This window comes from Pseudomonas sp. AC016 (genome assembly GCF_979253365.1).
This window is the reverse complement of record NZ_CEEDCC010000001.1, coordinates 176,822-189,400: the sequence shown is the minus strand read 5'-3', so window position 1 is coordinate 189,400 and position 12,579 is coordinate 176,822. Positions and strand designations below refer to the sequence as shown.

General features: G+C 58.3%; 11 protein-coding genes. 7 read left to right on the top strand and 4 right to left on the bottom strand.

Annotated features, from left to right (window positions below):
- Positions 1–54: 54 nt before the first annotated feature.
- Entirely contained in the window at positions 55–540 is a 486-nt protein-coding gene (locus tag AC0IXS_RS00795) for a substrate-binding domain-containing protein (protein WP_240045176.1), read from the top strand.
- A gap of 12 nt (positions 541–552) precedes the next feature.
- On the opposite strand, the gene AC0IXS_RS00790 is transcribed toward AC0IXS_RS00795, so the two are convergent.
- Entirely contained in the window at positions 553–1,194 is a 642-nt protein-coding gene (locus AC0IXS_RS00790) for a DUF2238 domain-containing protein (RefSeq protein ID WP_240045175.1), read from the bottom strand.
- A gap of 491 nt (positions 1,195–1,685) precedes the next feature.
- On the opposite strand from AC0IXS_RS00790, the gene AC0IXS_RS00785 reads away from it, so the two are divergent.
- The 5 genes from AC0IXS_RS00785 (at position 1,686) to AC0IXS_RS00765 (ending at position 7,783) form a co-directional block, all read left to right on the top strand.
- A complete protein-coding gene (locus tag AC0IXS_RS00785; protein WP_471823445.1) occupies positions 1,686–2,942 on the top strand; it encodes a hypothetical protein in 1,257 nt (418 codons plus the stop codon).
- A gap of 552 nt (positions 2,943–3,494) precedes the next feature.
- A complete protein-coding gene (locus AC0IXS_RS00780; RefSeq protein ID WP_471823443.1) occupies positions 3,495–4,310 on the top strand; it encodes an energy transducer TonB in 816 nt (271 codons plus the stop codon).
- 9 nt (positions 4,311–4,319) lie between these two features.
- Positions 4,320–5,006 carry a MotA/TolQ/ExbB proton channel family protein gene (locus tag AC0IXS_RS00775; protein WP_122412103.1) on the top strand — a complete coding sequence of 229 codons (687 nt, stop codon included), beginning with the start codon at positions 4,320–4,322 and terminating at the stop codon, positions 5,004–5,006.
- 1 nt (position 5,007) lies between these two features.
- Positions 5,008–5,412, top strand: coding sequence for an ExbD/TolR family protein (locus AC0IXS_RS00770; protein WP_057408278.1), 405 nt, complete (start codon positions 5,008–5,010; stop codon positions 5,410–5,412).
- Positions 5,413–5,482: 70 nt separating this feature from the next.
- Complete coding sequence (locus AC0IXS_RS00765) at positions 5,483–7,783, top strand: TonB-dependent receptor (protein ID WP_137202088.1); 2,301 nt, start codon at positions 5,483–5,485, stop codon at positions 7,781–7,783.
- Positions 7,784–7,864: 81 nt separating this feature from the next.
- Here the strand turns inward: AC0IXS_RS00765 and AC0IXS_RS00760 are convergent, their stop codons facing one another.
- On the bottom strand, positions 7,865–8,602 hold the full coding sequence (locus AC0IXS_RS00760; protein ID WP_191954124.1) for a PA3715 family protein: 738 nt from the start codon (positions 8,600–8,602) through the stop codon (positions 7,865–7,867).
- A 310-nt stretch (positions 8,603–8,912) separates the two neighbouring features.
- Between AC0IXS_RS00760 and AC0IXS_RS00755 the strand changes: the two genes are divergently transcribed.
- Complete coding sequence (locus tag AC0IXS_RS00755) at positions 8,913–10,238, top strand: NAD(P)/FAD-dependent oxidoreductase (RefSeq protein WP_122690614.1); 1,326 nt, start codon at positions 8,913–8,915, stop codon at positions 10,236–10,238.
- Positions 10,239–10,322: 84 nt separating this feature from the next.
- Here AC0IXS_RS00755 and AC0IXS_RS00750 read toward each other — a convergent pair whose 3' ends face one another.
- Positions 10,323–11,567, bottom strand: a complete 1,245-nt coding sequence (locus AC0IXS_RS00750) for an OprD family porin (RefSeq protein ID WP_424481724.1) — start codon at positions 11,565–11,567, stop codon at positions 10,323–10,325.
- Positions 11,568–11,697: 130 nt separating this feature from the next.
- Positions 11,698–12,495, bottom strand: coding sequence for an NAD(P)H-dependent oxidoreductase (locus tag AC0IXS_RS00745; RefSeq protein ID WP_122668610.1), 798 nt, complete (start codon positions 12,493–12,495; stop codon positions 11,698–11,700).
- Between the last annotated feature and the right edge of the window lie 84 nt (positions 12,496–12,579).

Sequence of the window (12,579 nt, the reverse complement as noted above, 5' to 3'; positions counted from 1 at the left end):
ATCAGCAGCAGTAATGTTCTTTCTGGGAGGCGATGATCTGCAATCCACCTTGCCATGCCAGCGCGACGATTCCACTGTCGTAGTAAACAGCCCGGGGAAGTTGATATCAAACAGTGCCTGTTGAGCCGTGAGCAGGTGTTTTTTTACTGCAGTCATGCTCATCCGCTGTTTCATGAGAAAACGGTGACGATCGAACGCCTCAAGTCCGCACGATTCGTCAGCTTTTCCGGCAAATCGCTGGGTGGCATGGTGTCTCCCTTGTCAGCGCATTACGGCAACCCGTACATCCGTCAGCAAATAGCCGCGTCATCCTCGAACACCGGAGAAGTGCTGCGCATGGTGCTGGCAGGCATAGGCACTGGCGCTCTTTCCGAGCACCTGTGCCGGGAGTACGAGGCGCAGGGTCTGCTGAGAAGCCTGGTGCCTGAATCACGCGTATGCGAGGTGTCGGTCATGTTGATGTGGAGCGCCCATCAGGTCCGCAACCCGGCCGAAGAGATCTTTCTTGGCAGGATGCAGGCGGCTTTGGCATCTGACTGACCCATACAAATGTCACGCAGGCTTGGTGATCCCGGTTTTCTCGCGTATCGCGTGACCTCTGCAGACCAGCACCAGAAGCGACCCCGCCGCAGCGGCGGCCATGTCCTTCTGTGCATCCCAGAAATCGTCCTGCGCCCCCACGAATGCCGATCCACCCTGACCGAACGATGCGCCGCCGATCCATTCCATCAGTTCGTAAAGCATTGAAGTGGACAGCACCAGCGACCAGGCAATCAGTGACGCCCAGGCACCCTGAAGCCGGCATTTGACCGTCACGATTTCGCGCAAGGGCAGGGCGCCAAGCACCCCGTAAGACAGATGCACAACGCGGTCATATTGATTGCGTTGCCAACCGAACAACTGATCAAGGCTGACACCGGTCATCTTCAGGATGGCAGCGTCATAAGGCACCTGCGGATAAGTGAAGTGCGTGCCAACTTCATGCAGGCTCACGAAAGCCAATACCAGTGCCCAGGACCTTGTTGTCCAGTAAAACCTGTGACGACAGAACCAGAGCGCTGCAGCGCACAGGGCTACCACGCTGTTTTCCATCAACCATGTCTTTCGATCCAGCGGTGCCCAGCCCAGCAGTACAACAACAATCAGAAAAGCGGCCTGCAATGCCCGGATGACGTTTATTTCATGTTTGCTCACTTACGCATGCTCCTGCCTGTACTTGGCGTTCTTTCCCGGGAAAGAACTCACAGGTTTTAGTCATGGGTAAACCCGGTAAATTCGATTGAATTAAGCGTCGGCAGACAGGTGTACTCAGGCTGCAAGGCATGTCACATCACGCTTTGGACGGAAAAGTACAGAAGAGAAGTGCAGTTCGTTAAGCCGTTGGTCACTCGTGCATCGGATCCGTCGGCCAATCCGAACGGGTGTATCGACCATCATTGAATGATAACTACACTCTCTTTTTTCAGAGTGCAAAATCAAAGTAAGGCGGGCGATGACGTCCTCAATCTGTCATATCGGCTACGTACCGTAAAAACAGATATAGCAAGCTGAGGCCACTGCGCCCTCAGCTTATAAAATTTTTAGAGAGCGGTAGGCAGTCGTCGACACTGCAGACTTTCGCCGACAACGGCGTGTCTAGCGCTCACCCGTGAATGATTTATTAGTTGCCATCATACCGAACGAGCGTGCAACGGCGACGCAATCATCAACTGACCAACTTGGGCACTTTGACTTATGAGCGCATGTCATTTAAACATTCCGGGACTTTTACGGAAGTCAAACTTATGACCGCGTCCTGGACGATGGCCCTCGCAACGAGCGCAATGCTGGGTTCAGGCATGGCAATGGCTGCTTTTTTACCCATTAAAAACCCCAGCGTTATCGTGGTCCTGAAATTCGTAAAGCGTACAGACGGACCCGGTGTTCAGTTCGTCCCGGCCAGTTGCGTCGCGTGCGAACCGGTCACTGATGACTTGTGGAATGCCGACAATCCGCGCGAAACCATCATTGCACTCAAAGTGCCTCGATCACGCACGTTGGAACTGGCGTTCGACGGAGCGGTTGCGAATATCTCCCGTGTCATTCTGGAGGCAGGCGACATCGGGTTCCGGTTCGACGGCAAGCATCTGATCGTTGCTCTTCCACCACTCGCGGCAGACGCGATCACCGCCGCGCAGGTATCGACCCATATCGTCGAACCCGGCCTGGTATTGCGCCTTGAGCATGCCGATCCTGCACGCCGCGCCGGAGCTTACGCCCAGGGCGAGTTTCCTTCCCTTCAGCGTGCTGCGGCCAACGTATTGCAGTTCGCGCAGCGAGAAGTCCTGCGCGATCTGGATCTGGGCCGTTACGTGCAGCAGCACGGACTGGGTCAGATCCAGATCATGGGCTTCGATACCAATGCGCCGCACGGTCACGAAGACGCGCCGCCTCACGTCCACATGCATTTGCGCTGGCCGGGCAATACCGGAACGCAAATCGCGCATTACTACATCGGCACGGACGGTCTGCTGACACACAATATCGTGGGCGTAAAGGGCAGCGATGCCCCTGAACGGCGCTTCGAGCGCGGCGCTGCGTTCACCACCCTGGGCCCGGATGGTCAGCCGGTCTACACCCATCGAATCACGCCAGAGGGCTGGCTGCAGATCAGTCGTCCCGACGGTGCAACGTGCACGATCGAGCCCCTGGAACCCAAAGGATCAGGATTCGCGAACGGAGCCAGCATCACCTGCTCCGGCGGATTCAGACACGTTCTCAGAGTCGATGATGACCTGCAGCAAGGGCGACTCAAGGTGAGTACCGACGATGTCGAGGAGATCTTTTCCTACGACCCGGATACTGGCGCTTTAACGTCACCCACGCAACCACCTCCCGCACCACCCTCTGTGTATGTGGAAGCGATGACAGGCCAGAACCTGCCATCGGCACTGCCCGACTGATGTGATACTCACTTGAAGGAGGTCAAGCTTATGTTACGTATGCCGATCTGGGTTCTAGCCTGTGCAAGTGCTGTTCTTTAAATGGATTACAAATGACGCACATGACGCATCCCGGGATATTATAAGCGACGAACCAGCAGCCACCATGAATTCGCTAAAAGATAGTGGGTGCCGAAACACCACGCTGTTTTCAAACTGACCACTAAAGTACCCTTTACTTTGGTAATTCAACAGGTCGGCCAGGCCCGAACAAAATACGTGGCCGTAGACACAGCTTTTCACGTGCAAATCAACAAAGTAAACGTGCTTGGCGCACATTCGTCATCCGTCATAAAACCAAAATAAAACCATCACACATAGACATTTTTTGTGCTTGGCAACAGATGACGCGCAGCATAAAAAAATAATACTAACAGGCCACCATGCACCCAAGATGAAACTTAATAGCAAGTTTCCGCACCATCACATTAACTACATAAAACCCATAGTAGCATCGCCCAACTTTTAAAAAGCGGCCCGCTCTTCGGTATTCCGCACTGAACTGGTGATGTTATGCCTGCGTTACTTTCATCCAGACGTCCGCCGCAACAATTTCGCGAACACACGTCGGCACCGAACCTTGCAGCACACTCATTCGACAGGCCCGCCGCGCTGTTGCCGGAAGTGGCGGTGCCACCGATCGGCAAACGTCACATTGCGCTGGTCTGCGTCATCGCGCTGGGCGCGCATGTGGGTGGATTTCTCTTGTTGCACAACATGCCTGCGCAGCCGTTGCCGCCGATCACTCAACCGATGCCGATCGCCATGCAGATGGTCTTCGCCCCCAAACCGCCAGTGCCTTCGGCACCAGCGGAACCCGCGCCGCCTGTGGCACAACCGACGCCACCACCGCCGCCGCCACCTGCGCCGGTAGAGCCACCCAAACCTGTGGCCCCCACGCCCAAGTCAGCGACACGACCGGTGCCTGCCAAGCCACAGGCCAAGCCGCAAGTGGCCGAAAAGCCAGTCGCGCCTCCAACCCCTCCGGCGCCCCAGACCGTTGCAAAGGCAGCCCCGGCGCCAGCACCGAGCCCGGAGCCACGAACCACTGCGCCCATTGGCCGCGCCGGTTACCTGAACAACCCGCCGCCGGTGTATCCGCCCGCCGCCGCGAAGCGCCATCAGCAGGGCACGACCCTGTTACGTGTGCATGTATTGGCCAGCGGCCATCCGGATCAGGTTGAAGTGGCGCAGACCAGCGGTTTCCCGGCACTCGACGACGCGGCAAAAGCGGCGGTGCGGCAATGGTCATTCACTCCTGCCAAGCGTGGCGACACTCCGGTCGATGGCTGGGTCAACGTTCCGCTTGCCTTCACTCTCGCTCCTTGAGGCTTCACTATGACAATCGACTATTCAACCCTGATCCAGCAAAGCTCCATGGGCATTCTGTTGCTGTTTTCACTGGCGACCTGGGCCGTGCTGTTGCTCAAGGCCTGGCAGCAGGGCAGCGCGAAACGCCAGAACAGGAACTACACCCAGGCGTTCTGGGCAGCACAGGATTTTGATGCAGCGCTGCGCAGCGGCCCCGAGAAAAGCCAGTTGGCGCGTCTTGCGCAGGTAACGACCCGAGCGCTTTCCAATGGTCAGGACGGCCACGAGCCGACCGACAGCTGGAGTCGTCAGGAACTGCTCGAGCGCAGCCTGCATCAGCAGATTCACGGTGAACGACGCGCCCTGGAAAGCGGCATGATCGTGCTCGCGTCCATCGGCAGTACAGCACCGTTCATTGGCCTGTTCGGCACCGTGTTCGGCATCATCCATGCCTTGCAAGCCATCAGTACCGCCAAGTCAGCCAGCATTGCGATCGTGGCCGGGCCTATCGGCGAAGCCCTGATCGCCACCGGTGTCGGCATCGCAGTCGCTGTGCCTGCAGTGCTGGCCTACAACTTCCTGGGTCGTCGCGTGAAGCTCATCGTTGCCGATCTGGATGCGTTCGCGGTTGATCTGCTCAATCGCGCCCAGCGCCATGCCTTCCGATTGAAAGGTGAGCGTGACGGCGTCCGCAACCTCAGCGGGGTTGCATGACATGGCCTTTTCATCGAGCAATGACGACGACGCGATCAGCGATATCAACATCACGCCGATGGTCGACGTCATGCTGGTGCTGCTGGTGGTGTTCATCGTCACCGCGCCCTTATTGACCAACGCCATCCCGCTGAATCTGCCGCAAACCGTGGCCACTGCGCCGCTGGATGACGCCAAACCGGTTGCGATCAGTATCGACGCCACAGGCAGCCTTTTCGTCGACGGCGAGCCTCTGGTCGAGGAACAACTGCCGGATGCCCTGCAGAACCTGCATACCCGAGACCCGGAGGTCGCGCTGACCCTGCGTGCCGATACGGCAACCGACTACGGACGAGTCGCCCGCGTACTGGCGGATGTGCAGCGCTCCGGCATCACACGGCTGGCGGTGATTACCGAAAGCCCTTGAACCCAATAATCCCGGCCAGCCCTCAAACGGGCCGGAACCTGTCGACTCATTACGTCTTGGAAAACCTTTCATGATCACGTTATCGACCACGCACGCGTCACGTTTTCCCGTCCGACGCCTGGTGCTATTGATCGGTTTGCACACGTTAAGTCTGGCGGCTTATGCGCAGGATGCCGCAACGCCGGTCACTTCGACCGAGGAGCCGGTCTCCGCAGCGACGGACACCACGCTGGGCACGGTTTCCGTCATCGGCCAGGGCGAAACGCGCCAGGTGCAGCGAGTGAGTGACAAGGACATCAAGGCGTATTCGGCCGCCACCAACCCGATGAAAGTCCTGCAGCGTCTGGCAGGCGTCAGCTTTCAGTCCGGCGACCCGCTGGGGCGGGAGGAGAGCAGTCAGCGCATCAGTCTGCGCGGCTTCGACATGCACCACCTGGGCTACACGCTGGATGGCGTCACGCTGGGCAACATGAGCTTTGCCAACTTCAACGGCCTGAGCATTACCCGGGCGATCATTGCGGAAAACATCGCCAGCAGTGAAGTGGCCGCCGGTATCGGCGCGCTGGGCACGGCCTCGAACAGCAATCTGGGCGGCACAGTTGCCTTCACCAGTTCCAACCCTGACAAGGAGCTTGGCGCGCGCCTGTCCCAGACCTTTGGCGACTACAAAACCAAACGCACGTTTGCGCGGTTCGACACCGGCGAATACAAAGGTTTGGCCGCTTACATTTCCGGAGAAACGTACGACGCCGATGCCTGGAAAGGCCACGACAACCCGCAGGAATCGGACGCTGTAAACGCCAAGGTCACTTACGATTTCGGCAGCAATCACCTGAGCTTTTTTCATAGCACCTCGACCCACAACGAGGCGAGTCTGCCATCGCTGTCGAGCAGCATGATCAGACGTCTGGGTTACAACTGGAGCTATTACACGCCGGACTGGACCCGCGCCGTGAATGCGGCCAACGGCATCTTTACCGGCGGCGTCACCCGTGCGGGAGATGCGACCTACAACGGCAGCAGCCTGCGTGACGATGAGCTGGACATTCTGAGTGGCAATTTCTCGCTCAGCGACGATCTGCTGCTGGATGCTGCGGTCTATCACCACCACGACTCGGGCCGCGGAAACTCTTACTACCCGTTTACCTTCACCAGCGGCAGTACCACGGTGCCCACCAACTCCATTCGCAGCACGGTCTATGGCATCAACCGGTCGGGCTTTCAGACGTCGCTGACATATTTCCTCGGCCAGCATGAGATCCAGGGCGGTTTCTGGATTCAGTCAAACAAGAACGACATTGGCCGTTATCTGTTCGACCCGACCGGGACTGCGCCGCAGAACAACATCGTGAGAACCAAGGGTCTGCCGCAGGTCGCGACTGTTCTTGCCCAGGATTACAACGACCTGACGCGGCAGTTCTACCTGCGCGACAGCTACACCTTGCTGGATGACCGCCTGAAGCTGGAGTTCGGTGCAAAGAACACGGTCACCACCTCGACTGCAGAAGGCAAGGGCGGCGGTTACGCCAGTGGCTCGCTGGAAGCCCGTGACCGCTTCCTGCCGCAGTTGGGCGCGACGTATAAACTCGACGGTCAGGACGAGGTCTTCACCTCGTATTCCGAGAACGTCGCCGCGTTCCCCAGCAGTGGCTACAGCCCGTTCTTCACCACGCAGGTTGCCGTCGACGCGGCAGGTGGGTTCAAAAACCTCAAGCCCGAAACTTCCAAGACCGTTGAAGTCGGTGTGCGCCGCAGCAATCCGCTGTACTCGACCTCGGCTGCGGTCTACAACACCAAATTCGACAATCGCCTGGTGGCGATCGCCAACTGCACTGGCATCGTGATCTGTCAGAACAGCGTCGCCAACGTCGGCTCGGTCACCAGCCGTGGCCTTGAACTGACCTTCGCCCTGACGCCGAACGAAAACTGGCGCTGGTCCAACTCGGCGTCCTACAACCGAAGCACTTACGACGACGATTATCAGAGCGGCACCAGCCAAGTGCATGTCAAAGGCAAAACCGTAGTCGACACGCCCAAGCTGATGTACTCCAGCAGCCTGGACTGGCATTGGCAGCAATGGAACGCGGGCCTGCAAGGCAGCTACATGAGCAAGCGTTATTACACCTATACCAACGATTCAAGCGTCGCTGGTTACTGGCTGGCCAACACGACCCTGGGCTATGACTTCGGCAAGCTGGGTGCTGTCAAGGACACCACGCTGTCGCTGAACGTGGTGAACCTGTTCGACAAGCGCTACATCTCCACCCTGAACACCGACGCCAGTGCCGCGAGCGATCCGACGGGCGACCTGCAGATTCTTCAAGTGGGCAACCCTCGCAGTGCGTTCGTCACCATGGCGGTTCGTCTGTAGCCTTGCCGTGCCGCGACAGGCCACCATGGAACGGGCAGGATGCGGGCCGACGTCCCTGCGTCGTGCCCGGCTTTGCGATCCTTACTGAACTGGAGACATTGTGCTCGGTACTGCGTATTGACCCTGATCGTATTTCAGAATCGTCCTGGACGTAACGGGTTTGCTGTCGTTACTTTCGCAGTCCTCACCGTTGAGCCGGTCTTGGGTGCCAACAGTCTGTTCATCAACCTGAAGGCTGGCAAAACCCTTACTGGTCTTGTCTGTGATGGACAAGGTGCGTTCGGTCTGACTGAATTCGCCGACGCACATACCGTCCCACTCACCATTGGAGCTGCTGACTTCCAGCGCATTCATTACGGGGCGCAGCGTTGAACCCTCAAGTACGTAGAGATTCAGAGACGTGCTGCTGAACGGGTTCACTCTGGATGAGCCAATGTGGATCACCCTCACGCCAAATGCCCGTAATTTGGGTGCAAGCTGGTAGCGAGCGGTGTCCAGCGTCAACCCTTCAAAACGGATGGCATCGGAGCTGATCGCTGCAGCCTGATAGTGCTGGGCAATGATCTTGTTGCTTGAGGTATCCGCTACTATGACGGCGAGTCCGTAATCGCCTTGCTCATCTTCGTCGACATTCTCCGCAAACGGCAGGGCTGCCAGTGTCTGGCTGGCATTGGCCGGGTTGACCTTGCAGACCGCGTGCTCCTTGTCGAGCTTGAGATCGGGCCGCAGGGCTTTGCCCCAGTTTTCCAGGTGATCCTTGCAGTCGGCAAAGGCGAACAGGGGAAGGATAAGCAGCGGTACAGCGGCGAGTTTGAGCATTGCAGTGTTCGATTCCGTTCCAGTGTCAGAGAGATGCTTCTTCAAGTACATCGCTATCGCGCAGCAGTATCTTCGATAAGAGAAACGAAGACGACAGCAATAGAAGCACATTCGCAAATTCATGGATGGCAGCCTGGTGTCCGTAATACGAGTCAGCGAGCCTCACCGGCAAAGTCTGCCGAGGCAACCCCGCCAAACGGTGATTCATGCCAGAGGCTCGTCACTTTCAAGCATCTATACATGGCGCTGTGGTGGTGTAATACATCAGTAACACGCCCACGCACTGAAGCCTTGAACGGACCCTCTGAACATGCCCGCACCTTTGACCGCCATAGAATCTTCCCCTGAACTGCCGACGCAGGCCGACGTGGTCGTGATCGGCGGCGGCATCATCGGTGCGTTTACCGCCTATTACCTGGCCAGGCGCGGCATGAAAGTCGCGCTGATCGAAAAAGGCCGTATAGGTGCAGAGCAATCAAGCCGCAACTGGGGCTGGTGCCGTCAGCAGAACCGCGATGCGCGTGAGCTGCCGATGGCCACCAAGGCTCTGGAATTGTGGGAACAATTCGGCGCGGAAACCGGCGAGCAGACCGGCTTTTCGCGCTGCGGCCTGCTGTACCTCAGCAACAACGAACAGGAAATCGCCGATTGGGCGCGCTGGGGCGAGTTTGCTCGCACGGTCAATGTCGACACCCGCATGCTCACCTCGCAGCAAGCCGCTGAACACGGCAAAGCGACGGGTAAACAGTGGAAAGGCGGGGTCTTCGCACCCTCTGACGGCACAGCGGATCCTTCCCGCGCAGCACCGGCAGTCGCACGCGCCATCATGGCCCTCGGCAGCACCGTGCATCAGGGCTGCGCCGTGCGCGGCATCGAGACCGAGGCGGGTCGGTTGTCTGCGGTCGTGACCGAAAAAGGCGTCATCCGCACCCCGATCGCCGTGCTCGCGGCAGGCGCGTGGGCGTCGTCGTTCTGCCGTCAATACGGCATTCGCTTTCCTCAGGCGACCATTCGCCAGACCGTACTCTCGGTCTCCGCACCAAGCGAAGAAATACCCGGTGCCCTGCACACCGCCGGCGTCTCGATGACTCGCCGTTTCGATGGCACCTACACGCTGGCAATCAGCGGAAGAGGGCGCGTCGATCCAACCCCTCAACTCCTCGGCTACGGCACGCAATTCTTGCCGATGTTCATGCGCCGTTGGCGCAACCTCGCGCCGGGCGGGCTGGAAGGCATTCGCTCAGGCCACGAAAGCTGGAAACGCTGGAGCCTCGACCAGCCGACCCCCATGGAAAAGATGCGAATCCTCGACCCCACAGCCGACGCCTCGGCAGTCGCACTGACCTACCAACGCGCACAGGAACTGGTCCCCGCGCTGCGAGACTCATCGATAAACGCCGCCTGGGCCGGGTACGTGGACAGCACGCCGGATGGCGTTCCCGGTATCGGAGAAATGGCCAGCCTGCCGGGCCTGGTACTGGCGGCCGGATTCAGCGGTCACGGTTTTGGAATAGGCCCGGGGGCAGGGCATTTGATTGCCGACATTGTCAGTGGCGCTGCGCCGATTGTTGATCCCAAGCCTTATCATCCGGATCGGTTCAAGGGATCGGCGTGGGGGAAGGTGGCGGATTTCTGAGGTCGTGATTCAAAGCAAAACCAGAAATCGATATCCGCGCATCTGATTGCGGTCGCGCCAGTTTCCTTTCGGTAGCGGCCGGGTTTAGAACCCCAACGGGTACTGAACCACTACATAGATCCGGTCAATGTCATCACCCGCCTGCGCGCTGTTGGCCCGGTGCGTGACCTGGGACAGTTGCACTGAAAGGTCCTTGGCCGCACCGGACTGGACGACGTAGTGCAGGTCAACATCCCGCTCCCAGTGACGGCCGCCATCACCTTGCTGAGGCTGGTACTCGCCGCTGTCCGCGTCGAACGGGTTGTAGGCGCCGCCCTTGGGCGCATGCGTGCCGTCGATATGGCTGCCGGACACGTAACGGGTCATGAAACTCAGCCCCGGAATGCCGAACGCACCGAAATCCAGATCATAACGGGCTTGCCACGAGCGTTCATTGGTGCCGTTGAAGTCGGCGTACTTGATTGAGTTGGCCAGATAGATCGAGTCGCCACCGACGAAATCGAAGGGCGTATCGCCGTCGATCCTTTGCCAGCCGAGCATCACTGCATGGGCACCCAAGCTGTATTTGCCGGAAAGACTGAACGCCGTGTTATCAATCTCTCCGGCCAGCGCCTGACCTGTATCGCGGGTGTGGTAGACGTTGGCATCGAGCAACACGCCGGACTGTTTCCAGTGCAGATTGGCGTAGTACTGATGCCAGGTTTCACTGAGGTCAGAAGCATACAGCGCGCCACCCAGCGGGCTGTCGCTGAACAGCTCAGCCCCGACAAAACTGATCCCGCCAGCGTCGGTGCTGGCGCCGTAGCCTTGAAAATCGTCCTTGCCGGATGAGCTGTCCTGATTCTTGAACGCCGTGAAATGGCCTGCGATAAGGTTCACATTGTCGATCTCGCGACTGTTGAGTAGAAACCCGGTGGCGTACTCCGGCTGCAGACGTTTGTCCGACGTATCGAATACTGGCGTCTCTACCGTCATTTCGCCAAAGGCGAGGGTGGTTCGGGAGGCTTTCAGCTTGAGCGCGCCACCTGCACTTGAGTAATCGCGCTCGCTACGACCGTCACTGTCCACCGGCAGCAGCCCCGTCCCCGAATGCCCTTTGCCGCCATCCAGTTTCAGCCCGTAAAAAGCATGAGCATCAAGACCGACGCCAATCATGCCGTCAGTGAAGCCTGAGGTGAACGTGCCAATGAATCCCTGCGCCCATTCCTGTTTGTAGTTTTTTCCGGAGGGCGAAGGCGAGCGGTAGTCGTTGCTCAGGAAGTAATTGCGGGCGAGCAGGGTGGTGGTTGCATCGTCGAGCAAGCCAGTGGCGGAAGCGGATTCGGCCATCGCCGAGAAAAGCAGGCCGAGTGCGATGTGAGGGTGTTTGGAGAACTGCATTTTCGGGGACCAGGGATAGCGGGAATGTGTTGATGGTCCTCGAAAACGGTGATTGCAGATTGAGTGGATGTGCTGACCTCTAACCTTCAGGCGTAATGCCCTCATAGGTATGGATTCCAAGATCGTGACGTCCGGGTGCGATATGCGGCTTGAGTGTCAACGCCGGAATTTCATAGTCCCCGGCATTCTGGCGACGAAATGGCAAAGGCTCATCATCGAACAGGTTATCCAGCCGGGCAGCATAGGCCGTGCATAGCTGTTCGAAACGAGCGGCGTCCATTTTCCCGGTTTTATAGATGGGAAAGGGTGGCATTACAGTGAACCCCGGATAGAACAGCACCCCATGCTGGATAGGGAACAGCAGATCATTCAGTGCGCCGTTCACACCTCGACCGCTGTAATGAGACTCCCATCCACCCATGCTGACCACCAACATCGCCCGCTTTCCAGCCATGCTGCCTTCGCCGTAGCGGTCGCCCCAGTGGCTCTCGCTGTGTTCGCCCACACCATAGGCAAATCCATAGGCGTAGACGCGTTCGACCCAGCCCTTGAGGATCGCTGGCATCGAGAACCACCACAGGGGGAATTGAAAGATGACGGCGTCCGCCCATAGCAGTTTGGCCTGCTCTTCTTCGATATCTGGCGGCTGGTTGCCAGCGGCGAATACACGCTGCGATTCGGTTGCGGGGTTGAAAGGCTTTTCGTGGTCGTAGCCTGGGGCGTCGTCCTTATCAATGGGCGCTTTCCAGCGCATCTCGTACAGATCCGAAACCTTGACCTCGTGGCCCGCGGTTTTCAGGTGAGCGATTGCGAAATCCCTTAGCGAGCCATTGAGTGAACGAGGTTCCGGGTGGGCGTAAATCAGTAGCAGCTTCATAAGAGGCTCCGAGTGGATGTAGGCCTCACGGTAACGACGAACCCGGTATGATAGAAATGAATTTCCGAAACATGTGGTATTTAC

Bases quoted from the DNA above. Each gene is read 5' to 3' on its own strand.
- AC0IXS_RS00795 (WP_240045176.1), top strand. From the start codon at position 55: ATGCCAGCGCGACGATTCCACTGTCGTAGTAAACAGCCCGGGGAAGTT.
- AC0IXS_RS00780 (WP_471823443.1), top strand. From the start codon at position 3,495: ATGCCTGCGTTACTTTCATCCAGACGTCCGCCGCAACAATTTCGCGAA.
- AC0IXS_RS00775 (WP_122412103.1), top strand. From the start codon at position 4,320: ATGACAATCGACTATTCAACCCTGATCCAGCAAAGCTCCATGGGCATT.
- AC0IXS_RS00770 (WP_057408278.1), top strand. From the start codon at position 5,008: ATGGCCTTTTCATCGAGCAATGACGACGACGCGATCAGCGATATCAAC.
- AC0IXS_RS00765 (WP_137202088.1), top strand. From the start codon at position 5,483: ATGATCACGTTATCGACCACGCACGCGTCACGTTTTCCCGTCCGACGC.
- AC0IXS_RS00760 (WP_191954124.1), bottom strand. From the start codon at position 8,602: ATGCTCAAACTCGCCGCTGTACCGCTGCTTATCCTTCCCCTGTTCGCC.
- AC0IXS_RS00755 (WP_122690614.1), top strand. From the start codon at position 8,913: ATGCCCGCACCTTTGACCGCCATAGAATCTTCCCCTGAACTGCCGACG.
- AC0IXS_RS00750 (WP_424481724.1), bottom strand. From the start codon at position 11,567: ATGGCCGAATCCGCTTCCGCCACTGGCTTGCTCGACGATGCAACCACC.
- AC0IXS_RS00745 (WP_122668610.1), bottom strand. From the start codon at position 12,495: ATGAAGCTGCTACTGATTTACGCCCACCCGGAACCTCGTTCACTCAAT.